Annotated in this window: 22 protein-coding genes and 1 pseudogene; 19 read left to right on the top strand and 4 right to left on the bottom strand. The window is 46.2% G+C overall.

All coding sequences use genetic code 11. From position 1 onward, the window contains the following. Positions 1–9: 9 nt before the first annotated feature. Positions 10–1,491, bottom strand: a complete 1,482-nt coding sequence (locus GWR56_RS19485; RefSeq protein WP_162432868.1) for a glutamate synthase subunit beta — start codon at positions 1,489–1,491, stop codon at positions 10–12. A 7-nt stretch (positions 1,492–1,498) separates the two neighbouring features. Continuing rightward, the gene (gene gltB, locus GWR56_RS19490) at positions 1,499–6,022 is read right to left on the bottom strand and encodes a glutamate synthase large subunit (RefSeq protein ID WP_162432869.1); all 4,524 of its coding nucleotides are present in this window, start codon (positions 6,020–6,022) and stop codon (positions 1,499–1,501) included. A gap of 251 nt (positions 6,023–6,273) precedes the next feature. Here gltB and GWR56_RS19495 point away from each other — a divergent pair, with 251 nt between their 5' ends. The 13 genes and pseudogenes from GWR56_RS19495 to GWR56_RS19550 all read left to right on the top strand — a co-directional run bounded on the left by GWR56_RS19495 (position 6,274) and on the right by GWR56_RS19550 (position 17,875). Continuing rightward, entirely contained in the window at positions 6,274–6,765 is a 492-nt protein-coding gene (locus GWR56_RS19495; RefSeq protein ID WP_162432870.1) for an HAD-IIIA family hydrolase, read from the top strand. 2 nt (positions 6,766–6,767) lie between these two features. Further along, a complete protein-coding gene (locus GWR56_RS19500) occupies positions 6,768–7,205 on the top strand; it encodes a DUF4844 domain-containing protein (protein WP_162432871.1) in 438 nt (145 codons plus the stop codon). A 9-nt stretch (positions 7,206–7,214) separates the two neighbouring features. Further along, entirely contained in the window at positions 7,215–8,747 is a 1,533-nt protein-coding gene (locus GWR56_RS19505; protein ID WP_162432872.1) for a hypothetical protein, read from the top strand. 282 nt (positions 8,748–9,029) lie between these two features. Beyond that, positions 9,030–9,881, top strand: coding sequence for an ATP phosphoribosyltransferase (gene hisG, locus GWR56_RS19510; RefSeq protein WP_162432873.1), 852 nt, complete (start codon positions 9,030–9,032; stop codon positions 9,879–9,881). A gap of 86 nt (positions 9,882–9,967) precedes the next feature. Next, positions 9,968–11,254, top strand: a complete 1,287-nt coding sequence (hisD, locus tag GWR56_RS19515; RefSeq protein ID WP_162432874.1) for a histidinol dehydrogenase — start codon at positions 9,968–9,970, stop codon at positions 11,252–11,254. A 113-nt stretch (positions 11,255–11,367) separates the two neighbouring features. Beyond that, on the top strand, positions 11,368–12,414 hold the full coding sequence (hisC, locus tag GWR56_RS19520) for a histidinol-phosphate transaminase (RefSeq protein WP_370463800.1): 1,047 nt from the start codon (positions 11,368–11,370) through the stop codon (positions 12,412–12,414). Positions 12,415–12,416: 2 nt separating this feature from the next. Then, the gene (gene hisB / locus GWR56_RS19525) at positions 12,417–13,565 is read left to right on the top strand and encodes a bifunctional histidinol-phosphatase/imidazoleglycerol-phosphate dehydratase HisB (RefSeq protein ID WP_202925349.1); all 1,149 of its coding nucleotides are present in this window, start codon (positions 12,417–12,419) and stop codon (positions 13,563–13,565) included. 37 nt (positions 13,566–13,602) lie between these two features. Beyond that, positions 13,603–14,253 carry an imidazole glycerol phosphate synthase subunit HisH gene (gene hisH / locus GWR56_RS19530; RefSeq protein ID WP_162432876.1) on the top strand — a complete coding sequence of 217 codons (651 nt, stop codon included), beginning with the start codon at positions 13,603–13,605 and terminating at the stop codon, positions 14,251–14,253. A gap of 3 nt (positions 14,254–14,256) precedes the next feature. After that, positions 14,257–15,006: a HisA/HisF-related TIM barrel protein gene (locus tag GWR56_RS19535; protein ID WP_162432877.1), complete on the top strand. Its 750-nt coding sequence runs from the start codon at positions 14,257–14,259 to the stop codon at positions 15,004–15,006. A 47-nt stretch (positions 15,007–15,053) separates the two neighbouring features. Continuing rightward, a pseudogene (locus tag GWR56_RS20670) lies at positions 15,054–15,350 on the top strand (endonuclease domain-containing protein); the annotation flags it as partial. A 45-nt stretch (positions 15,351–15,395) separates the two neighbouring features. Beyond that, positions 15,396–16,190 carry an imidazole glycerol phosphate synthase subunit HisF gene (gene hisF / locus GWR56_RS19540; protein WP_238395371.1) on the top strand — a complete coding sequence of 265 codons (795 nt, stop codon included), beginning with the start codon at positions 15,396–15,398 and terminating at the stop codon, positions 16,188–16,190. A gap of 116 nt (positions 16,191–16,306) precedes the next feature. Then, a complete protein-coding gene (gene hisIE / locus GWR56_RS19545) occupies positions 16,307–16,894 on the top strand; it encodes a bifunctional phosphoribosyl-AMP cyclohydrolase/phosphoribosyl-ATP diphosphatase HisIE (RefSeq protein WP_162432879.1) in 588 nt (195 codons plus the stop codon). A gap of 45 nt (positions 16,895–16,939) precedes the next feature. After that, on the top strand, positions 16,940–17,875 hold the full coding sequence (locus GWR56_RS19550; protein WP_238395273.1) for a WD40 repeat domain-containing protein: 936 nt from the start codon (positions 16,940–16,942) through the stop codon (positions 17,873–17,875). On the opposite strand, the gene GWR56_RS19555 is transcribed toward GWR56_RS19550, so the two are convergent. Both GWR56_RS19555 and GWR56_RS19560 read right to left on the bottom strand, forming a co-directional pair. Further along, the gene (locus GWR56_RS19555; protein ID WP_162432880.1) at positions 17,872–18,633 is read right to left on the bottom strand and encodes a C40 family peptidase; all 762 of its coding nucleotides are present in this window, start codon (positions 18,631–18,633) and stop codon (positions 17,872–17,874) included. The genes GWR56_RS19550 and GWR56_RS19555 overlap by 4 nt on opposite strands. A 103-nt stretch (positions 18,634–18,736) precedes the next feature. Beyond that, on the bottom strand, positions 18,737–19,090 hold the full coding sequence (locus GWR56_RS19560; protein WP_162432881.1) for a 4Fe-4S dicluster domain-containing protein: 354 nt from the start codon (positions 19,088–19,090) through the stop codon (positions 18,737–18,739). A gap of 105 nt (positions 19,091–19,195) precedes the next feature. Here GWR56_RS19560 and GWR56_RS19565 point away from each other — a divergent pair, with 105 nt between their 5' ends. The 6 genes from GWR56_RS19565 to GWR56_RS19590 all read left to right on the top strand — a co-directional run bounded on the left by GWR56_RS19565 (position 19,196) and on the right by GWR56_RS19590 (position 24,505). Continuing rightward, a complete protein-coding gene (locus GWR56_RS19565; RefSeq protein ID WP_162432882.1) occupies positions 19,196–20,221 on the top strand; it encodes an acyl-CoA reductase in 1,026 nt (341 codons plus the stop codon). A 117-nt stretch (positions 20,222–20,338) separates the two neighbouring features. Next, the gene (locus tag GWR56_RS19570; protein WP_162432883.1) at positions 20,339–20,542 is read left to right on the top strand and encodes a fructose-6-phosphate aldolase; all 204 of its coding nucleotides are present in this window, start codon (positions 20,339–20,341) and stop codon (positions 20,540–20,542) included. Between the two features lie 5 nt (positions 20,543–20,547). Next, positions 20,548–21,231 carry a cell division ATP-binding protein FtsE gene (locus GWR56_RS19575; RefSeq protein ID WP_162432884.1) on the top strand — a complete coding sequence of 228 codons (684 nt, stop codon included), beginning with the start codon at positions 20,548–20,550 and terminating at the stop codon, positions 21,229–21,231. A gap of 233 nt (positions 21,232–21,464) precedes the next feature. Continuing rightward, positions 21,465–22,040 (top strand): nucleotide exchange factor GrpE, encoded by a 576-nt coding sequence (gene grpE, locus GWR56_RS19580; RefSeq protein ID WP_162432885.1) that lies wholly within the window; start codon positions 21,465–21,467, stop codon positions 22,038–22,040. 88 nt (positions 22,041–22,128) lie between these two features. Next, on the top strand, positions 22,129–23,289 hold the full coding sequence (gene dnaJ / locus GWR56_RS19585) for a molecular chaperone DnaJ (protein ID WP_162432886.1): 1,161 nt from the start codon (positions 22,129–22,131) through the stop codon (positions 23,287–23,289). A 310-nt stretch (positions 23,290–23,599) separates the two neighbouring features. Then, positions 23,600–24,505: an ABC transporter ATP-binding protein gene (locus GWR56_RS19590; protein ID WP_162432887.1), complete on the top strand. Its 906-nt coding sequence runs from the start codon at positions 23,600–23,602 to the stop codon at positions 24,503–24,505. The last annotated feature ends 1 nt before the right edge of the window (position 24,506 follow it).

The following is a 24,506-nucleotide window of genomic DNA, read 5'->3' on the forward strand; positions in this document are numbered from 1 at the left end:
TAACTAAAACTAATAAAACACTTGTTCAAATTGGTTAACGGCGTCTTTGCTTTCCAGGTTAGAATGTCCCATCAAAAACTCGTCGACCTTGCGGGCGGTCTCACGGCCTTCGGATATGGCCCAAACCACCAGCGACTGGCCGCGGCGCATATCGCCTGCTGCAAACACTTTGCTTACGTTGGTGCGGTAAATGCCTTCTTTGGCCTTCACATTCCTGCGCTCGTCAAGCTCAACGCCCAACTGCTCTAAGGTGCCTTCAAACTGCGGGTTTACAAAACCCATAGCCAGGAAAACACGCTGACAAGGTATCTCGCGCTCGCTGCCTTCTACCTCGTTAAATTTAATGGGCCTGCCCATCACATCTATCTCCCAGCTTACATCAGTCACTTTAAGGGCCTTAAGCTCGCCGTTCTCGTCGCCGATAAATTCTTTGGTGTTGATACCCCAAAAACGCTCAACACCTTCCTCGTGCGAGCTGGTGGTCTTTAACACCATCGGGTAGGTCGGCCATGGCATATGTGGCGTGCGCTGCTCGGGTGGCTGCACCATTACCTCAAACTGCTTTACAGACCGTGCGCCCTGGCGGTTTGATGTACCCACGCAATCGCTGCCGGTATCGCCACCGCCTATTACTACAACGTCTTTATCCGTCGCCAGTATATCTTCGCCTTCAACAGCAATGCTGCTAACGCGTTTGTTTTGCTGTTTCAAAAAGTCCATAGCAAAGTAAATGCCCTTAAGCTCGCGGCCCGGTATAGGTAAATTACGGGGGATGGTCGATCCACCGGCCAACACCACCGCGTCGTGGTTACGCACCACCTCATCGGCTGCTACATTCTTACCCACTTCGGCATTACATCTAAATTCTATACCATCCTCTTCCATGATCTGGATGCGGCGATCAATCACCCATTTTTCCAATTTAAAATCGGGGATGCCGTAACGCAGCAGGCCGCCAGGGCGGTCGTCGCGCTCAAAAACGGTAACGCTATGGCCTGCTTTGCTCAATTGCGCGGCAGCAGCCAGCCCTGCAGGGCCTGAACCTATCACGGCCACCTTTTTGCCCGATTTGATCAGCGGGGCAACAGGCTTAACCATATTTTTTGAATAGGCTACTTCAATGATATGTTTTTCAATTTCCTCGATAGCAACAGGCGGCTTGTTGATGCCCAGTACACATGCAGATTCGCATGGTGCAGGGCAAATACGGCCGGTAAACTCCGGGAAGTTATTTGTAGACGAAAGAATTTGGTAGGCTTCGTCCCAGTTTTTACGGTAAACTGCGTCGTTAAACTCGGGTATCACATTACCAAGCGGACAACCCGAGTGGCAAAATGGGATCCCGCAGTTCATGCACCGCGCTGATTGCTGGTTGAGTTTTTCGTCAGAATACAAACCAACAAACTCGTTATAGTTTTTTATCCTTTCGGCAACAGGCGCTTTAGCGGGAAGCTCCCTCGTAAATTCCTGAAATCCTGTAACTTTTCCCATACTATATTTAGCTTACGGTTTGATATTGTGATTTTTCTAACACTTTTTTGTACTCCTTAGGGAATACTTTTACAAATTGCGACGACGCCCTGCCCCAGTCCTTAAGGATGTTTTGCGCAACCTTACTGCCGGTTAAATTGATATGCTTTTTCAGTAATACGGTTATCTGCTCTTCGTCTTTTAATGATAGCGGGTCAAGGTCTACCATTTCGGTATTGCAGTTGTCGGCAAATGTCCCCTTCGGATCATAGATCCAGGCGATACCCCCGCTCATACCTGCGGCAAAGTTTCTTCCGGTTTCGCCAAGTATCAGCGCCCGTCCCCCGGTCATGTACTCGCAGCCGTGGTCGCCAATACCTTCAACAACCGTTGTAGCGCCCGAGTTACGCACCGCGAAACGTTCGCCTGCCATACCGCGCACAAACAGTTCGCCGCTGGTAGCGCCGTATAAGGCTACGTTACCAATTATAATATTGTCCTCGGGTTTAAAGGTCGCGTTTGCTGCCGAGTAAATTGCCAGTTGCGCACCTGAAAGGCCTTTGCCTACGTAATCATTTGCTTCGCCTTCCAACTCAAAAGAGATACCTTTTGTAGTGAACGCGCCAAAGCTTTGACCTGCCGACCCCCTGAATTTATAGTTGATGGTATTATCGGGCAATCCTGCCGAACCATACTTTTTAGATATCTCGTTTGATAGCAGCGTGCCTATGGTACGGTCAACGTTCTTCACGTCAAACGTAGCAAATACAGGCGTTTTATCTTCCAGGGCAGGCTTAGCCTGTTTCAACAGTTCCCAATCGATGATGGCATCCATCCCATGGTCTTGCTTTTCGCTGTTATAAAGCGTGGTGCCTTTGGTAAAGGTAACCGGGTGCAGCATGCCGCTAAGGTCAATTTTATTGGCTTTCCAGCTCTTCAGGCCATCTTTAACCTTCAGGAACTGTACCCGCCCCACCATTTCGTTTACGGTACGGAAACCCAACTCGGCCATGATCTCGCGCAGCTCCTCGGCCATAAAGCGGAACAGGTTAACGATATGGTCCGGGCTGCCGCTGAATAACTTTCTCAGTTCAGGATCTTGTGTAGCCACACCTACCGGGCAGGTATTTAAATGACATTTACGCATCATGATACAGCCGCCTGCAACAAGGGCCGCAGTTGCAACACCCCATTCTTCGGCACCCATCAGGGTGGCAATGGCCAGATCGCGGCCGGTTTTTAACTGCCCGTCTGTTTGCAATACTACGCGGCTGCGCAGTTTGTTGCGTACCAGTGTCTGGTGAGCTTCGGCCAGGCCAAGTTCCCATGGCAGGCCCGCGTGTTTTATAGAGCTTATGGGTGATGCGCCTGTACCGCCATCATAGCCGGCTATCAGTATAACATCGGCGTGCGCTTTGGCAACACCCGCTGCTATGGTGCCTACCCCTGCTTTTGATACCAATTTAACATTGATACGCGCGGCACGGTTGGCGTTCTTTAAATCAAAGATAAGCTGCGCCAGATCCTCAATCGAGTAAATATCGTGGTGCGGTGGCGGCGAAATCAGGCCAACGCCAGGTGTAGAGTGGCGGGTTTTAGCGATCCATTCGTCAACCTTATGGCCAGGCAACTGCCCGCCTTCGCCCGGCTTTGCGCCCTGCGCCATCTTTATCTGCAGCTCATCGGCATTGGTAAGGTAATTTGAGGTTACCCCAAAACGGGCCGATGCAACCTGTTTGATGGCAGAGCGCATCGAATCGCCGTTTGGCAATTTGTCGTAACGCATCTCATCCTCGCCGCCTTCGCCGGTGTTGCTTTTACCACCTATGCGGTTCATGGCAATAGCCATAGTGCTGTGCGCCTCGTGCGAAATTGAACCGAATGACATGGCGCCTGTTGCAAACCGGGTCATAATGTTCTCTATCGGCTCGACCTCATCAATGCTGATGGCTTCGCGATGATGGGCAAAATCGAGCAGTCCACGGATGGTGAAATGCTTTTCGGTTTGCTCGTTTATCGCGTTAGCGTAATTTTTATATACCTGGTAGCTGTTGCTGCGGGTAGCATGTTGCAGCAAGTGTACGGTAGTTGGGTTAAACAAGTGGGCTTCGCCACGGCGTTTCCATTGGTAAATACCACCTTCGGGCAATAAATGGTTCTCGGTTTTAGGGCTGTTGAAACCAATTTTATGCTTGCAAAGCGATTCGCGCGCTATTTCGTCAAGGCCTAAGCCCCCTATGCGGGTAACCGCCCCGCTAAAGTATTTGTCAACAACAGTTTTGTTCAACCCAAGTATTTCAAACACCTGCGAACCGTGGTACGATTGCAGCGTTGAGATCCCCATTTTTGAGAAGATCTTCAGCAAGCCATCGTTAACCGATTTAACATAATTCTTGTAAAGCGATTTAAGGTCAAGGCTGGTCTCTAACTGGCCGTTATTCTTTAATGTTTCGATAGTAGACAGCGCCAGGTAAGGGTTTATGGCAGTAGCACCAAAGGCTAACAAGGTAGCAAAGTGATGTACTTCCCAAACGTCGCCGGTTTCAGCAACAATACCTACCGCGCCACGGCGGCCTTTTTTAATTAAATGGTGGTGCACTGCAGATACCGCAAGCAGCATGGGTATAGGCGCATGCTCCGAGTCGATCGCACGGTCGCTCAATATCAATACTTCAAAGCCATCGTCAACCGCATCTTCGGCATAACGGCAAAGCCTGGCAATACCTTTTTCTAACGAGCCGGGGTTGCCGTCGGCGTTGTAATAGGTTTGCAGCGTTTTTGCGTGGAATAAACCGGTATCTATCGAACGCAGCTTTTCCAGCTGGTGGTTCTTTAATATCGGGTGGTTAAGCACAACGCAATGGCAGTGCATTTTATCCTCGTCCAATAAATTGCCGTTGTTACCGATGAAGGTGGCCAAACTCATTACCAAACGCTCGCGGATAGGATCTATCGGCGGGTTGGTAACCTGGGCAAAAAACTGTTTAAAATAGCTGGAAAGGTGTTGCGGTTTATCAGACAGGATAGCCAAAGGCACATCCGTACCCATTGAGCCTATCGGTTCCTTACCATCCAAAGCCATTGGCTTTATAATGGTATCTATATCCTCGCGGCTGTAGCCAAATACCTGCTGATAGCGGTACACGGCATCGGCGCTAAGGCTGGCGAATGATAAACGCGGCTCGGCCAGTTCACCCAAACGGATCTTATAGTTATCCAGCCAGGTGCCGTAAGGCTGCTGGCCGCTTATTTCCTTTTTTATTTCATCATCTGTGATGATACGTCCTTTTTCGGTATCTATCAGCAGCATTTTGCCAGGCTGCAGGCGCCCTTTTCTAACTACTGTACTTTCGTCGATAACCAGCGTACCTGCCTCTGATGCAGCTATAACCCGGCCATCGTTGGTGATCACATAACGCAGCGGGCGCAGGCCGTTACGATCAAGCAGGGCTCCAACCATTTTACCGTCGGTAAACGATATGGCGGCGGGGCCGTCCCAAGGCTCCATAATGGTAGCATGGTACTCGTAGAACGCCTTTTTTATCGGGTCCATCTGCTCGTTGCCATCCCAGGCCTCGGGGATCAGCATCATCATCACATGCGGTAACGAACGGCCTGTATGCAGCAATATCTCGATGATATTATCCAAACATGCCGAGTCGGACTGGTTGTTATCAATAACCGGCAGCAGCATCTCCATCTCTTCGTTAGTGAAGTAAGCTGATGCAAAAGATTTTAAGCCCGAATAGAACCAGTTAAGATTACCTGTCAGGGTATTTATTTCGCCGTTGTGGGCGATTAAGCGAAATGGTTGAGCCAGTTTCCACGATGGGAAGGTATTGGTTGAAAAACGCGAGTGTATCACCGCGAAACCCGACGCCATACGCGGGTCGGCCAAATCGGTAAAGTACTTACGCAGCTGGTAAGTGGTAACCTGCCCTTTGTAAATAATGGTACGGCAGCTCAGCGATGTAAAGTAAAAATACTCCGCAGCGGCGGGGATGGCTTCGGTAATGGTTTTATTGATATAACGGCGTAAAATATATAGTTTACGCTCAAAATCGTCGGTATTGGTAATGGTATGCGGCCTGGCAATAAATACCTGCTCGCAATCCGGTTCCGCTTGGCGGGCGGTTTCGCCAATTGCTGTTGAATCTACCGTTAATTTACGGTAGCCTAGTATTTTCAGTCCAAGTTTTTCTACTGCGGCAGCAATAATGTTGCGGCTCGCCTTTTTTAGTGCCGACTCTTTCGGGAAAAATATCATCCCTACACCGTACTCGCCGGGCTCGGGCAGGCTTATCTCCAGGTCAGAGCATTCTTCCATTAAAAATTCGTGCGGAAGCTGAATCAGGATGCCTGCACCATCGCCGGTCTCAGGGTCGCAGCCGCAAGCGCCGCGGTGCTCCATGTTCTCCAGCATGGTTAATGCATCATCAATAATATGGTTGGACTTATGACCGTTTATATTGGTTATAAACCCTGTTCCGCAGGAATCATGCTCAAATTCCGACCTGTATAGGCCCTGCTGGTTGCCATCTGTTTGATCCATTCTTATTATCCGCTTTTTTGTGACGCGGGTAATAACGAAATTATTAAATTTCCATATTTTTATAAAATGGACATTAATTTTTCAAAAATCATTAAAACACCGTATATTTTTTATGATATAATTATTAAGTCGACAAAAATAGTGTGCTTAATATACGAAAATGATAATTCTAAATGTTAATTTAATATGCACACATAGTAAATGCACCGATTAACCTAATTTTGCCAAAATTGACTTATACCATATAATATATGCCCGAAAAAATTAAAGCAGTATTTTTAGATCGTGATGGGGTTTTAAACCAGGAAATGGGCGATTACGTGTGCCGTTTGGAGGATTTTCATGTGCTGGACAATTTTGAAGCCCTTAAAGAACTACAGGACCGCGGTTACATGCTTTTAGTAGCCACCAACCAGGGCGGCCTGGCCAAAGGCTGGTATGATGAGGCTGAGCTTACAAAAATGCACGCTCATTTAAAACAGGTTTACTATGAACATGGGGTTGAGATAACCGATTTTTTCTATTGCCCTCACCATCCCAATTTTACGGGCGATTGCGATTGCCGCAAGCCAAAACCGGGATTGCTTTTACAGGGCATCGAAAAATATAATATCGATCCATCCAGGTCATACTTTATAGGCGACCGCGAGCGCGATGTTGAGGCGGGTGTCGCTGCCGGTGTAAAAGGAATTTTGATTAACAGCGACCAGCCAATTAGTACAATATTGGATCTGATAGATTAACTATGAAAAAACTATTAGTGCTCCTGTTGGTTTTAGCAGCAGGGATTGGTACGAAGGCAATTGCCCAGGACGAAAATTACCAGGCCAAACAGCAGCTTCATAGCTTTAAACTAAAGGACAAATTAAAGCCCGAAAGCGGCGAGGTCAATTTTCGGGGATTATCAAAACCTGACCTGCAGCCCAAACTAAATAGTTTATTAAACGTTGCTGCTGATGACTTTATAAGAACGCTAAACGACAAGCCAACAGATAAAAAGTACGTGGAGAATGTAAAACTTGGCTTATCGCGCTTTAACAGCTTTTATACAGGGCTTAGTACAGACGATAAGATCCGTATTTGTGCTTACTTTGCCGAATTGATGGATGATGTTGGCCAGGAAAGCCCCGAAGCGTTATTGAACCGTTGGATACAAGGTTTAGAGCCTGCCGACCAACAGTAAATATTTTAAATGCAGATATCTGAAAAATTAAAAAACTACGACACGCTGCTTTTTTCGGCAATAGCTGCATTTGCTGTGTACTTGTTTTGCAGCTATAGCGGCATAGGTATATCACCCGATTCGATCATGTACACCAGCGCTGCCCGCAGTTTTGTAGCAAACGGTACGCTGCTTACCTTCAATCATATCCCAATTGTTGATTTCCCGGTATTTTACCCGCTTTTTTTAGGCATCATTAGCTTTATTACCCGTACAGATCCTGTAGCTTTTGGGGCTGTTTTGAATATGGTATTATTTGCCGCGCTTATATACACCAGCGGGTGGATCATGTCGCGCTTTGTGCCTTCATCGCTCATCTACAAGTGGCTGGTACTGGCAGCTATCATCCTTAATCCAGGCCTACTGCAGGTTTACTCCTACCTGTGGTCCGAAACACTGTTCATCCTCGAGGTGCTGTTCTTCATGGTCGTTTTCAGGAAATACCTGTTAACCCACGCAGGCAAATGGCTGGTATTTGCCGCCGCTATTGCCGCCGTAGCTTGTATAACCCGCTATGCAGCGGTAACCATTGTGGGTACAGGCGGCTTACTATTACTGCTTGACCGTACGCTGCCCTTAAAGAAAAAAATAGGGCATATATTAATATATGGGTTTATCTGCATATCGCTGCTGGTTGCCAACTTAACCTTTAATGCCCTGCATACAGGCACGGTTACCGGCCCGCGCGAACCGTCAATCACCTCTTTCGGTAAAAACCTTTATTATTTTGGTTCGGTGTTTTGCGAGTGGATGGGCATGACGCCAAATATGTACACAGCGTTTGCCCTGCCGCTTGCTATAATCATACTCGCAGGTTTTATAGTGGCGCTGGTTTTTAATTTTACACGCCGCCGGCTGGATAGCTTTGAAAATTTGGCCATCACCTTCGCGCTGGTTTACGGGCTGTTTATTGTGCTGTCTTCGACCTTTTCGCGGTACGAGCGTATCAACCCGCGTTTGTTATCGCCTATGTACATCCCGGCTTTATGGGGTTACACCAGTTGGGCGCTGCTGCTTTTGAAACGGATTTCGGTTAAACGCGTGCGAATGGCAGTGGCGGCTTTATTTATAGTGATGATGCTGGGTTATATTACCAAGATTTACCTGATAGACAAAAAACGCTACGACGAGCAAATAGCCGACGAATACGGCAACCCGGGCTACACAGACAACGAGTGGATGGAATCAGAATTTGCCAATTACCTGAAGCATATTGACAAAAGCATTTTCGACCCTAAGGTAACCATCTATTCAGACGCGCACGAGGCTGTTTACTTTTTCTCGGGCCTGTCATCGTACCTGGTACCACACAAATTCTTTAAAAAGGATGTGACCAGGTTTTACCAGATCAAACGCTTCTATCTTATCTGGTTCAATAACCTCGAAAACCCCGAACTGATCAATATCAAAGACATCCAAAAGGTAAAAAAATTAAAGGTGATCAAGCAGTTTGACGAAGGCGCGATATATGAGTATGAGGGAGAAATTTCAACGGCTAAATAAGGGATCCACTAATTACATAAGCGCTTATATATATTGCCATTCTTCTAAAAAAGCAGTGGGAAATTTGAATTTTTAGCAATCAATTTCACATTAAATTTTGATTTAATAAATCGATACCTATATTTGCATCGCTCATCTATAGTATTACTATACAAAATGGAAAGGTTTAAACTACATCATCCGCATCTGCACCATCACCACCCGGTGATGAATAGATAATGTATGTTTCTACGCGAAATAACAACCTCCGTTTTTTTAATTATAGTACCTTAATATCAACTTGTGAAAACACTAAAAATAGCGATCCAGAAATCGGGTCGGCTCAACGAAAAATCCGTTGAATTGCTAAAAAATTGCGGCCTTAATTTTGAAAATTATAAAAGTTCGCTGATATCGCCGGTATCAAACTTCCCGTTAGAAATCCTTTTTTTGCGCGATGACGACATTCCGGAATATGTACAGGATGGCATTGCCGACCTGGGTATAGTTGGCGAAAACGTGATACAGGAAACCGAAGTTGAGGTAAGCTACCTGCAAAAACTTGGCTTTGGCAAATGCTCGTTAAAGATAGCTGTGCCGAACAATAACACCATAAACAGCCTCGGGCAACTTAATGGCAAGGCTATTGCTACCACCTACCCGGTAATACTCGGCAAATATTTAAAAGAAAAAGGCATTACGTCGGATATCCGCACCATATCTGGCTCGGTAGAAATTTCGCCGGGTCTGGGTTTAAGCGATGCCATTTGCGACCTGGTATCTACAGGCGGCACGCTGAAAAGCAATGGCTTGATGCCTTTTGCGGATGTAATGAGCAGTGAAGCCGTTTTAATTGGCCGTAAAGGCAGCGAAGACGATCATTTGGTGCAGGAGCTGATACAGCGTATCCAGTCGGTACTGCGGGCCAAAGAAACTAAGTACGTGGTGCTGAATGTAGAACGTAAAAACCTGCCGGCAGTATTAACTTTGCTGCCGGGGGTTAAAAGCCCTTCGGTGGTGCCATTGGCCGAGAGCGAATGGGTGGCCGTACACACCGTAATACCCGAACGCGATTTTTGGGACAGGATAAGCCAGCTAAAGCAGGCCGGCGCACAAGGCATTGTAGTAATGCCGATAGAGAAAATAATATTATAGCTGGCAGTTTGCAGTAGGCGGTTTACAGATAGCATTAATGCATCTTTAAACTTTTGCCAGCTGCGAACTACTAACTGCAAACTAAAATGGAAACATTCAACTATTCACACCTAAGTAAAACGGACATCACCCGCCTGGTGCAGCGCAATGTTGATCCGGCGAACGAGCTACGCGCTTTGGTTGAAGATATAATTGACCATGTAAAACAACACGGCGACCGCGCCCTGTATGATTATGCCAATAAATTTGATAAAGTTGAGTTAACCCAGCTTTACCTTGATAAAGCTGAACTGGAAGAACTGGCATCGGCCGTGTCGGAAGATCAGCAGCAGGCGTTGCAAACCGCTTATAACAACATCTATAAATTTCATGAGTCGCAGCTAAAAACCGAAGACACGGTAGAAACCATGCCCGGCGTAACCTGCTGGCGCGAGGTAAGAGCCATCGAAAAAGTTGGCTTGTATATTCCCGGCGGTACCGCGGTGCTGCCATCAACATTTTTGATGCTGGGCATCCCCGCGCGCATTGCAGGCTGCAGCGAAATTGTGGTTTGCTCGCCGCCGCAAAAAAACGGCAAAGTAAATGCTTTTATTGCTTATGTAGCCTTAATGCTGGGCATTGACAGGGTGTATCTTGTTGGTGGTTCGCAAGCGATAGCTGCGATGGCTTACGGCACCGAAACTATCGCTAAGGTTGATAAGATATTCGGGCCGGGCAACCAGTTTGTAACCAAGGCCAAAACTGTTGTACAAAGCACTACCACAACAGCCATTGATATGCCTGCCGGCCCTTCGGAAGTATTGGTAATTGCCGACGAAACGGCAAATCATGCCTACGTGGCCGCCGATTTGCTGGCGCAGGCGGAACATGGGATAGACAGCCAGTCGATATTGGTTTGTACTTCAGAAAACATCGCGCAGCAAACCCTGACCGAAGTTGAAAAACAGCTAAGTGTTTTGCCCCGCGCCGAGATCGCTAAACAAGCACTGGATAACTCTTATATCATCATCACCGATAATCTTGATGAAGCGATGGCGTTTAGCAATCAATACGCGCCCGAGCATTTAATTTTGGCTACGACCAACTGGCAACAGCTAACTACCAAAATTGTAAACGCGGGTTCGGTATTCCTGGGTAATTTAACTCCCGAAAGCGCGGGCGATTATGCATCGGGTACCAACCATACGCTGCCAACCAGCAGCTATGCAAGGGCATATTCGGGTGTGTCGGTAGATTCGTTTGTAAAGAAGATAACCTTCCAGTATTTAACAGAAGAAGGCATACAAAATATAGGGCCATCAGTAGAGATATTGGCCGAATTGGAAGGCCTGCACGCGCACCGGAACGCGGTGAGTGTAAGGATGAATAAGTAAAAACAAAAAAGCGTCATTGCGAGTTACGAAGCACTCCTCGATAGAAAGGCAGGCTACAAGCATGTCGAAGATTGCTTCGTACCTCGCAATGACGGAGGAAATTAATGATTACAATGTTCGACATAAATAATATACTACGCCAAAACATCAAAAACCTAACCCCCTACTCATCCGCACGGGATGAATACACCGGTGAGGCCAGCGTGTTTTTAGATGCGAACGAAAACGCTTTCGGCTCGCCGCTTAGCAATGCCTACAACCGCTACCCCGATCCATTGCAGCACCAGGTAAAGCTGCGCCTTAGCCAAATAAAAGGCGTGCCGGTACGCAATATATTTTTAGGTAACGGCAGCGATGAAGCCATCGATATCATGTTTCGCAGCTTTTGTAAACCGGGGGTTGACAACGTGATCATTGTACCTCCTACCTACGGCATGTACCAGGTATCGGCCAACATTAATGATGTAGAAGCCCGCAAGGTGCTGTTAACTGAAGATTACCAGCTTGACCTGGATGGCATTGCCGAGGCCATCGACAAAAACACAAAACTGATATTTATCTGCTCGCCAAATAATCCTACAGGCAACTCCATTAACCGCGACGATATTGAAACGCTGCTGGCGAATTTTAACGGCATTGTAGTGATAGACGAGGCCTATATCAATTACAGTCGCCAAAAAACTTTTATACAGGAACTTACCGAATATGCCAACCTGGTGGTGCTGCAAACCCTATCAAAAGCATGGGGACTGGCAGGCTTACGCGTAGGCATGGCTTTTGCCAGCGAAGAGATCATTGAGGTGATGAACAAGGTAAAACCACCTTATAACGTTAATGAGGCTTCGCAGCTATTGGCCCTTGAGGCGCTTGGCAATGTAGCGCAGGTAAACGCGTGGATAAAGGAAACCTTAGAGCAGCGCGATAAGCTGGTGCTGTCTTTAAAAGATCTTGATTTTGTTGTAGACATTTATCCCTCTGATGCCAACTTTATTTTGGTGAAAACCATAAACGCAAAAGGCATATATGATTATTTGGTGGGTCATGGCATCATCATCCGCGATCGCTCCAAAGTAGAGCTTTGCGAAGGTTGCCTGCGCATTACCGTTGGCACGCCCGATGAAAACAAAACATTGATACAAACCTTACAGCAATACAAATAATAATGAACAAGCTGCAAAAAGTACTTTTTATTGACCGCGACGGGACGATCATCAACGAAACACCAGATGAGCAGATAGATTCGTTCGCGAAACTTACGTTCTACCCCGGTGCTTTGCAATACCTGCCAAAAATAGCTACCGAACTGGATTACGAGCTGGTTATGGTAACCAACCAGGACGGTTTAGGTACGGCCTCGTACCCCGAGGATACTTTTTACCCGGTGCACAACTTCATCATCAAAACATTTGAAAATGAGGGGGTGCGCTTCGCTTACCAGGCTATTGACCGCACATGGCCTGCTGATAACGCCCCTACCCGCAAACCGGCTACCGGCTTGCTGACAAAATACCTCGACGCTACAAAGTACGACCTGAAAAATTCCTTCACTATAGGCGACCGCAAAAACGATATCCTGTTGGCCAAAAATCTGGGTGCAAAAGGCATCTGGCTAAACAACCACAGCGGTTTGGGCGATGCCGAATTTAAGGCGGATGCAGATGCGGATATCGCAAACGTATTAGCGCTGCAAACCACTGAATGGAAAGATATTTATGAGTTTTTGAAACTTGGCGAACGCGTTGTAGAGCATAGTAGGGTTACGAAAGAAACGGATATCCATGTCAAAATTAACCTGGATGGTACGGGCGAAGCCAAAATTTCAACAGGCCTCCATTTTTTCGATCACATGCTTGACCAGATCGCACGCCACGGGGGTATCGACCTGGAAGTAACCGCCAAAGGCGACCTGCATATTGATGAGCACCATACTATTGAAGATACCGGCATTGCCCTGGGCGAAGTTTTTGCTGCCGCTTTAGGCAATAAAATGGGTATTGAGCGTTATGGTTTTTGCCTGCCAATGGATGATTGCCTTGCACAGGCGGCAATTGACTTCGGCGGCCGCAACTGGATTGTTTGGGACGCTGATTTTAAACGGGAAAAAGTGGGCGATGTACCAACCGAAATGTTCTATCATTTTTTCAAATCGTTTAGTGATGCTGCAAAATGCAACCTGAACATTAAGGCCGAGGGACAAAACGAACACCATAAAATAGAAGCTATTTTTAAGGCCTTTGCAAAAGCCATAAAAATGGCCGTAAAGCGTGATGTGAATAAAATGGTTTTACCGAGTACAAAGGGACTATTGTAGCCCTCTAACCCCCTGAAGGAGGAACAGAATTAAAAGCATGGACGACGATAATTTACAACCAAGCGCTTCAAAAGCTCCCCCTTCAGGGGGCGGGGGGGGATTAGGCATTATCCGCTACGGCGCCGGCAACATATTCTCGCTTACAGCTGCTTTAGAGCGGCTGGGCATTGCGTATGGCATGGTAAACACCGAGGCCGACCTGGAACTATACGACCGTTATATCATCCCGGGGGTTGGCCATGCGGGCGCGGCTATGCGCAAGCTGGAACAAACCGGGCTGGTACCTGCCATAAAGGCATTAAAAAAACCAACTTTAGGCATTTGTGTGGGCATGCAGCTATTAACGTCGTACAGCGAAGAGGGAGACAGCAATTTATTAGACCTGTTCCCTATCAAAACGCTTAAATTTCCTGATACGGGTGTGTTTAAAGTACCCCACACAGGTTGGAACCAGGTTGACGTTGAAAAAGAAAGCCCACTATTTGAAAATATACCCACCGGTTCACACTTTTACTTTGTACATTCATACTTTATTGAGTATAACAAACTATACACTTTATCGTCAACCAGTTACATAAACAAATTTTCGGCATCAATTTGGTATAACAACTTCTACGGCGTGCAGTTTCACCCCGAAAAGTCGGGCGCGTATGGCGAAACATTATTAAGAAATTTCTCTAAAATTTAAAACATGTATATTATTCCTGCCATTGATATTTTAAATAAAAAGGTTGTTCGCCTTCGCGAAGGCGATTACGAGCAGGTAACAGAATATGATGTTACACTCGAAGAAATGATTGAACGATACCAGAGTAACGGTACAAACTTCATCCACATCATAGACCTTAACGGCGCTAAAGGCGACTTTAGCAATCAGCAATACCTGTTTGATGTTATACATAAAACGGATATGCAGGTACAATACGGCGGTGGCATCCGTAGTATCGACCAGGTAAAACAACTGATAGATGCCGGAGTGCACCGCGTTATTGTAGGCACGCAGGCCATTACCAACCCAAGTTTTCTGGAAGACCTGAGCAAGGCCATTTGTGGCCGCGACAAATGCAGCAACCAGGTGGTTATAGCTATAGATGTACTGGACGAGGTGATCAAATATTCCGGCTGGATGGAAAGCTCGCCCATTAAACTGATGGACTATGTTGACAAATGCCTGGCGCTTGGTTTCTTCCGCTTTTTGTGTACCGATATCAACAAAGATGGTAAGCTTGGCGGCGCCGGTGTGGAGCTATACAGCAAACTGCTCGATCATTCACCATTTATCAAACTCATCGCTTCGGGCGGGGTAAGTTCTATGGCCGACATCGAGGAGTTAAGTAAAATAAAGGTTGAAGCCTGCGTTGTGGGCAAAGCCATCTACGAAAACCATATCAGCATAGAAGAAGTAAAAAACTGGAACCTGGAATCACTGATGTCAATTTAACCCCCCAACCCCCTGAAGGGGGAGCTTTTGATTAGCTGCTCTTATATATGAGTAAACATTTATTTTTAAGTGCGGGGCCAGAAATTTTTGAAAACGCAAAAAGCTTACGCCATAATCTGACTGCAGCTGAAACAGTTCTTTGGGGACATCTTAAAGGGAACAAGTTTGGTGTAAAGTTTAGAAGACAACACCCTCTGGATATTTACATCGCCGATTTTTACTGCCATCAATACAAGCTGATTATTGAATTAGATGGTGGAATACATCGTCTTCCAGAAATAGCAGCAAACGATATTGAAAGACAAAAGTATCTCGAAGCTAATGGCATAAAGTTTCTACGGTTTAACAATGAACAGATTTTTAATCAACTTGAAAAAGTATTGACAACCATACAAGCAGCATTAAGCTCCCCCTTCAGGGGGCGGGGGGGGTTAACTAAACGAATCATCCCCTGCCTCGACGTTAAAGACGGCCGCACCGTAAAAGGTGTTAATTTTGTTGACCTGCGCGATGCCGGCGACCCGGTTGAACTTGCCTGGAACTACTCGCATCAGGGCGCCGACGAGTTGGTTTTCCTGGACATTACCGCCACGGTAGAGCGCCGCAAAACCATGGTCGAGCTGGTGAAGTCAGTTGCACGGCATATCAATATACCATTCACTATCGGCGGCGGCATCAACGAAATTGCTGATGCTGATGCATTGCTTAACGCAGGCGCTGATAAGATCTCTATCAATTCGGCCGCGGTGCGTAACCCGGCTTTGATTGATGAGCTGGCCAAAGCATTCGGTGTGCAGTTTGTGGTGATAGCGGTTGATACCAGGGTTATGGGTGATAAAAACATCGTCCACCTGAATGGCGGGCGTTTACCGACAGATAGGGAAACTTTAAACTGGATTGTAGAGGCACAAAACCGCGGCGCAGGCGAAATCCTGCTCACCTCGATGGACCACGATGGCACAAAGGCAGGTTTCGACAACGGGTTGCTTAAATTGGTTAACGATACAGTTAGCATTCCGGTGATAGCATCGGGCGGTGCCGGGTCGGTACAGCACTTTGTAGATGTGTTCCGGCAAACCAATGTTGATGCCGCGCTGGCCGCTTCGGTATTTCATTACGGCGAGATATTGATCCCCGATCTGAAATCCGTTTTAAAAGAGAATGATATAGAGGTGAGGGTGTAAAGAACCGGTGCGTCATTGCGAGCGTAGCGTGGCAACCTTCGACATGCTTGTTGACTACCTTTCCATCGACGATTGCTTCGTACCTCGCAATGACGAGGCGTAAATAATGAATGAAAATGAACATCGACTTTAACAAAACAGATGGCCTGGTGCCGGTTATTATACAGGACGAGCAAACGCTTGAAGTGCTGATGCTGGGTTACATGAACCAGGAAGCATACGATAAAACCCTACAGGAAAATATCGTAACCTTTTTTTCGCGTTCAAAAAACCGCTTGTGGACCAAAGGCGAAACCAGCCAGAATTACCTGCATGTAAAAAGCATGCATATCGATTGTGATAACGACACCCTGCTGATAAAAGTTAAAGCCGATGGCCCAACCTGCCACACAGGATCGCGAAGTTGCTTTAAAACAGATTATAACCAAAATTTTATCCTGCAACTGGAAAGTATTATTGCCGACAGGTATGAGAACCCTGTTGAGGGATCGTATGTAAATAAGCTGCGTAACAAAGGCCTAAATAAAATAGCCCAAAAAGTTGGCGAGGAAGGTGTAGAAACCGTTATAGCCGCGTTAGCCGAAACAGAGACCGACCTGATAAACGAATCGTCCGATCTTGTTTTCCACTTGTTAGTACTGCTGCGCGAAAAAGACTTAAATTTGGAGCGCATAGCAAAAAATTTAGAGGAAAGGCATAAATAAGTCCATAGTCGATAGTCAATAGTCCATAGTAATGGGCTTCGGACTATGGGCTATGGTCTATCGACCATTGACTACATGATCACCGTACAAAAAACAGCAGAACTTACCGGCCACAGCAATCCTATATTTAGCCTGGAGCTTTCGCAAAAGCCGGGCATACTGTTTACGGGCGGTAATGATAAAGGGCTTGTAGAATGGAACCTGGAAAGCAACTCGTTCATCAAAGTGATGTTCCCGGTGATGGCTTCTATTTATGCCATACATTGCCCGGCGGGCTATCCCCTGCTGTTTGCCGGTTTGCGCAGCGGCGAAGTACTGGTGTTTAACTTCGTCGAGCAGAAGATCACCCATCGTTTAAGGCATCATGTAAAACCCATTTTTGATATTAAGTCATCAGCAAAAAAAAATGAACTACTGATAGCATCTGAAGATGGTACCGTATCGGTATGGAGCCTGGAAACGCTCGGGTTATTACATACTATTCAAGTGTCAAATGATACCGTTCGCTGCATGAGTATAAACGCCGCTGAAGACCGTATAGCCTTTGGTTGCCGCGATAACCGAATCGTGATTTATGACCTGGAAGACTACAGCCCGATAAAGGCGTTGATAGGCCATACCATGTCGGTATTTTCCCTGCAATATGCTCCCGAAGGTGATTATCTGTTATCGGGCGCGCGCGATGCACAAATTAAGATATGGGATAATAAAACTTATTCGCTTATCCAAAATATTCCCGCGCATTTGTTCGCGGTTAACCATATCGCGTTCCACCCTACCCAACCCTATTTTGCAACGGCCAGCATGGATAAAAGTATTAAGATATGGGATGCAGTTGACTTTAAGCTCCGTAAGATCATCAGTCGCGAAAAGGGGTGTGCAAGCCATGCCCTGTCTGTAAATAAGCTGGCATGGGATGGCAACCGGCTGCTATCTGCCGGCGATGATAAAAAAGTAATTATCTGGGATATCGGCTTTTAAAAATACCGCTTTATAATTTTAAGCCTGTGCGTGTAACGTTTTAATTCTTCTGAATATATACCCTGGTTATCAATTGTATCTATTTTAACCTTGCCCGACGCATGGATGATGTGACCGCCGCCCAGCAAGATCCCTACATGGGTAATCCGCCCCTCGTCGTTGTTAAAAAAGGCCAGATCGCCCAGTTTAGCTTTAAATAACGATTCTACCGGCTCGCCATCCTCGGCCTGTAAAGACGCGTCGCGGCGCAGGTTTATACCGCGCAGCTTATAAACTACCTGGGTAAACCCCGAGCAATCTATCCCGAAATGCGTGCGCCCGCCCCATAAATACGGCGAATTCAAAAACGAACGTGCAATATTAGCTATACTGTCTTGCTGGCCAATCTCCCCAATTATTTCAAACTTTTGGTTACCTATATAACTGGTTGTGCCTTCTAAAAACGCAAGCGAGCTGCCTGCCGGCAGGTATATCACCGAATTATCAACTATTTTCCAGGCCTGTGTTACAGCGCGGTAGGTTAACGGCGGCGGGGTTTGCAGCAACCGCTTATAGGCCAGGTGGCCAAGCATCACAAACTGCAGCCGGTCTATCCACCCGGTGTAATTATCTGTTGCGGTTGTAATTTGCACCCACTTTTCCTTCCACTCCAAAATCTCGAATGCCTCGCCAAAAAGTACCTGCGATACCATTTCGCTCCTGTCGTTAGGTTCGGCGCGTAAGGGTATCACAGCAAGGTTGCAAATTCCGTATTCCATAATTAACAAGGGTTAATACGTTAAAGTAACCAATAAAGTTATGCTAAAACAAAAGGGGAAACCCGTTGCCGCGTTTCCCCTTCAAAATAAGTGTTTTAAAATTTTATCCGTTTTGATGCAGCCAGTCTTTTTTAGCGTGCAGTTCTTCTTCGGTTTCGCGTACATCTTCATCATCCACGCAGCAATCTACCGGGCAAACCGCAGCACATTGCGGCTCATCATGAAAACCAACACACTCGGTACATTTATCGGGTACTATATAATAAATATCATCAGATAAGGCGGCTTGTGCTTCTTCGGCATTTAAAGTATTGCCATCGCCAAAATCAATTACGCCCCTCAGATCTGTACCATCGCTAAATCGCCATGCAGCACCTGCATCATAAATAGCATTGTTTGGGCACTCTGGTTCGCAGGCCCCGCAGTTTATGCATTCATCGGTGATTATAATCGCCATATTATTTAAATATTCTTATAGTATTCTATTTACCTTTGCCCCCATAATCTGGGCTTGCAAATATAACAAAAAAAGGCTTTAAGGGTTTAACCCGATAACATATATATGTCAAAAATTAATATAACAGATACCGTAAGCACATTTTCTGAACTTGGCAATAAGCTTGCTGCACCTGATGCACAACTGATGGAGTTGATTGAGACCGAGCGGCAGTACAACGCCTGGTTTACGCCCGAAAGTGTGTTGAACGCGGTTACCGCAACCGGCCGCATGCTTAACCGTGCCGACCTGGAGCAGTGGCTTACCAAGTATGATATTACGCAGGGCAGCGATAAAAATGTAGGCTTAGTACTGGCGGGCAATATCCCGCTGGTGGGTTTCCATGATGTGCTTTGTGTATTGGTAACCGGCAACCGCGCGTTAATAAAGGCCTCGTCGCAGGATGCCCGCTTGATAAAATACGTATTAAATTTGCTTGTAAAACTTGATAGTTCGTATGCGGATAAGTTTAGTTTTGTAGAGCGGCTGGAAGGTTTCGACGCCATTATTGCAACGGGCAGCAACAACACATCGCGGTATTTTGAGTACTATTTTGGCAAAGTGCCCAACATTATCCGCAAAAACCGCAACAGCATAGCCCTGCTTACCGGCAACGAAACCACCGAACAACTGGCAGCTTTAGGACATGACATTTTTGATTACTTTGGCCTGGGTTGCCGTAACGTATCAAAGTTGCTGGTGCCCGACGGTTATGATTTTAACCTTTTTTTTGAATCGATAGAACCGTTTGCGCCCATCATCAATCATCATAAGTATAACAACAATTATGATTACAATAAATCCATATACCTGGTAAACCGCGATGAGCACCTTGATAACGGCTTTTTACTATTAAAGCAGGATACCCGCCTTACATCGCCTCTGGCATGTTTGTTTTACGAAACCTATACCGATCTGCCATCGGCGCAATACCTGCTATTGCAGCAAACCGAAAGCCTGCAATGCATAGTAACCACAGCACCGCTGCAAACAGCAAACCAGGTAGTTGATTTTGGCCAAAGCCAGCACCCTCAGCTATGGGATTATGCCGATGGCGTGGATACGATTGAGTTCTTGTCAAAGTTAGGCTGAAAGCACAAAGCTGGAAGCCTAAAGCTTATTTCGGAAATTGATACGGCTTTCGGCTAAAAAAAGTAAATTTGAACCGTTCCAGCTTTTAGCTTTGTGCTTTAAGCTTTTAGCTTAAAAATGTATATTATAAAAGTAAAAGGCGTTGCCAAAATACCCGATTATGTGCAGCTAAGAGACGATAAGTTTACCCTGCTGGCCTATTTCAGGGTAGACAGGCCCGAAAAATCGCTTGATAAAATTGGCCTTGCTGATAAGTACGAATATATTATGGGCGTTATTAAAGACCTGCCCTTTGGTAAAATATTAAAATTAGAGCTGTAAGTAAGATGATTGGAAACTCTATTATAAAACTAAATAATGTTGATATTTTTCAGCAAAAGCACCTGGTCCTGTCAAATGTAAACCTGCATATTGATAAAGGCGATTTTGTGTGGCTTATTGGCCAAACAGGTTCGGGCAAAAGCAGCTTGCTAAAAGTTATTTACGGCGACCTGAACATTGCCAGCGGCACCGGCCACGCCTGCGGGTACGAGCTGAGCAAGCTTGCAACTAAGGATGTGCCTTACCTGCGCCGCAAGCTTGGAATAGTTTTTCAGGATTTTCAATTGTTAACCGACCGCTCGGTTGAACAGAACCTGCAGTTTGTGATGCGTGCTACCGGCTGGACGGATAAACAACAAATAGCCGACCGGATACTTGACGTTCTTGAGAAAGTTGGCCTGCGATCGAAACTTAAAAAGATGCCGCATGAGCTATCCGGCGGCGAGCAGCAACGCGTGGTTATTGCCCGTGCATTACTAAACAACCCCGAAATTATATTAGCCGATGAGCCGACCGGGAACCTTGACCCGGATACATCCGAAGAAATAGTGCTGTTGCTAAAACAGATAAGCCAGGGCGGTACCGCTGTAGTTGTTGCCACGCACGATTATCACATCATCCGCACCTTTCCATCGCGCATTATCAAATGCGAAACCGGTAAGGTATTAGAGGATGTAAAGATGGCTTGATCAGTTTGCAGCAGGCGGCCGGCAGTTTACAGTAGGCGGTTGGCAGTTTGCAGTTAATAATGTGCAAACTGCCAACTGATGACTGCAAACTAAATAATCTGCCAACTTTAAATTGCAAACTAAATCAACATCTGCAAACTTAACCGGATATTTTAATTACTACTGACACGTTGTCGGGTTTAGGCCGATGGCAGGATACTTGATTAGCACTATTTGCTATGAATTTTAATGACATGCTAAAGAAAAAAAATAAAGGAAATTCAGAAACCCAGGAAAATACCGCAGCGACTGCGAACGGGAACGGACAGGTTGACGGCAACGAAGAGACCAATGATACCGGCACATCGGCAAACACACCATCGGCCGAAGAGAAATTTAAAGAAGAACTTACACAAGCCAATGATAAATATTTAAGGCTTTATGCCGAGTTTGATAACTTCCGCCGCCGTACCATAAAGGAGCGCGAGGAAGCCCGCAAAACAGAAGGCAAAGATGTGATAGTAGCCCTGCTGCCGGTATTAGATGATTTTGAACGTGCTTTACGATCGATGGATAATGCCACCGATGTGGTATCTGTTAAAGAGGGTGTTGCATTGATACAACACAAGCTAAAAAATATATTAAGCCAGAAAGGCTTAAAAGAAATGCAATCGGTAGGTGCCACGTTTGACCCGGATTTGCATGAAGCTATTACCAGCATACCTGCCCCTACTGATGATATGAAGGGTAAAGTGGTAGACGAAATGGAAAAAGGTTATGAGCTTAACGAACGTGTTGTTCGTTTTGCTAAAGTTGTAGTTGGAGCATAAAGTGATTTTGGATTTGGGACGTTCCCCGATCTTAATCAAATAATAAAAAAAATCCGAATCACAAATTCGAAATTCGAAATAAAGAATTATGGCTAAGAGAGATTATTACGATGTGCTTGGTGTAAGTAAAGGCGCAGATGCTGATGAGATAAAAAAAGCATATCGTAAAATGGCTATCAAATATCACCCGGATAAAAATCAGGGTGATAAACAGGCGGAAGAAAAATTTAAGGAAGCTGCCGAAGCCTACGAGGTGTTAAGCAATCCCGAAAAACGCCAGCGCTACAACCAGTTTGGCCATGCGGCGAACGCAGGTTCGGCAAATGGTGGCTATGGTGGCGGCAGCATGAATATGGACGACATATTCAGCCAGTTTGGCGATATATTTGGCGGCGGCAGCCCGTTCGAAGGTTTCTTTGGCGGTGGTGGCGGCCGGCAGGGCGGTGGCCGCAGGGTAGCACGCGGCAGTAACCTGCGCATCAAGGTAAGGTTATCGCTGGAAGAAATTGCCAACGGCGCCGAAAAGAAGATAAAGGTAAACAAGCAGATACTTTGTAAAACCTGCGATGGTACGGGCGCTAAAGATAAAGCGTCTTTCTCCACCTGTAAAACCTGCGGCGGCGCGGGCTCGGTTCGTAGGGTAACCAACACTATTTTGGGCCAGATGCAAACCACCAGCACCTGCCCTACCTGTAACGGCGAAGGATCGACCATTACCGCTAAATGTAATGTTTGCCATGGCGACGGCGTTGTGCGCGGCGAAGAAACCATTACCATAAACGTACCTGCCGGTGTGAGCGAAGGAATGCAATTGAGCATGAGCGGCAAGGGTAACGCTGCCCCGCGTGGCGGTGTACCGGGCGACCTGATCATCCTGATAGAAGAGATACCGCACGAAACCTTAAAACGCGATGGCAACAACGTCATCTACGATCTGCATATCAACTTTGTAGATGCAGCCTTAGGTACCAGCATTGAAGTACCAACTATTGACGGCAAGGCGAAAATAAAGATAGACCCCGGAACCCAGGGCGGCAAAATACTGCGCCTGAAAGGCAAGGGCGTACCCGAGGTAAACTCGTATCACCGCGGCGACCAACTGGTGCACGTAAACATCTGGACACCGAAGGCGTTAAGCCGCGAAGAACGCGAAGCCCTGGAAAAATTACAGAGCTCGCCAAATTTTAAACCAAACCCCGGCAAAAACGAAAAAAGCTTTTTTGAACGCATGAAGGAGTATTTTGAGTAGATAGTCCGGAAGTCGGGTAAGACCGAAAGTCCGAAAGCGTATAACAAAGCCCGGTATCGTTATGATGCCGGGCTTTTGTTTTATAGAACTTTATATCTTAAACGCAAACACGATAGCCTGGCTAAAATTGGGATTATTATTTAGCCGGAAGTTGGATGCCAGTACTGCAAATATGTATATTCAATAACCGTCATTAAAAAATTCCGGGAATTGGTTTTAACATTTACAGCGCTAAGCGATATAAAAAAACATTGTTTGTAACAATGCCTGCCCGCTATTATCTAAATTAGCGTAAACAAAAACCCTGATAATGCTAAGCATTCGTAACATTGTTAAACAATACGCCGGCCACCGCGCGTTAGACGATGTGAGCCTTGAGGTTGAAAGCGGTAAAATTTTCGGCCTGCTTGGGCCAAACGGCGCCGGTAAAACCTCACTCATCCGTATCATCAATCAAATAACCGCCCCCGATTCGGGCGAGGTGTTTTTTAACGGCCAAAAGCTCGATCAATCCCATATCGGGCGTATCGGCTATTTGCCCGAAGAACGCGGCCTGTACAAAAAAATGGAGATAGGCGAGCAGATGATATACCTGGCCCGCCTTAAAGGCCTTACCCGTGCCGAGGCTACTGAAAAGCTAAAATTCTGGTTTAAAAAACTGGACATGGAAAGCTGGTGGAAGAAAAAGATAGAAGAGCTTTCAAAGGGTATGCAGCAAAAGGCCCAGTTTGTAGCAACAGTACTGCACGAGCCCGACCTGATCATACTGGACGAACCCTTTAGCGGTTTCGACCCGGTGAACGCCGAACTGATAAAAGACGAGATACTGGAACTGAACCGCAACGGCGCTACCATCCTGTTCTCTACCCACCGCATGGAGTCGGTTGAGGAGCTTTGCGATTCTATAGCGCTTATCCATAAATCGCACAAAATATTGGATGGCAGGGTTAAAGCTATACGCAATTCATACAAAAACGAAACTTACCTGGTAGAGTACACCGGCAGCAAAATTGCTTTTGATGGCGCGCAGCCATTTGAGGTATTAAACGAAACCGAAGGCGAAGACAACAGCCATATTATCAAAATAAAGCTGAATGCCAACTCGGCCAACGATGTGCTGCAATACCTGATACCAAAAACGCGCATAAACATGCTGCAGGAAGTTATCCCGAGCATGAACGAGATATTCATCGAAAAAGTGAACCTTATTAAATAAA

Source organism: Mucilaginibacter sp. 14171R-50 (assembly GCF_010093045.1).
Classification (GTDB): domain Bacteria; phylum Bacteroidota; class Bacteroidia; order Sphingobacteriales; family Sphingobacteriaceae; genus Mucilaginibacter.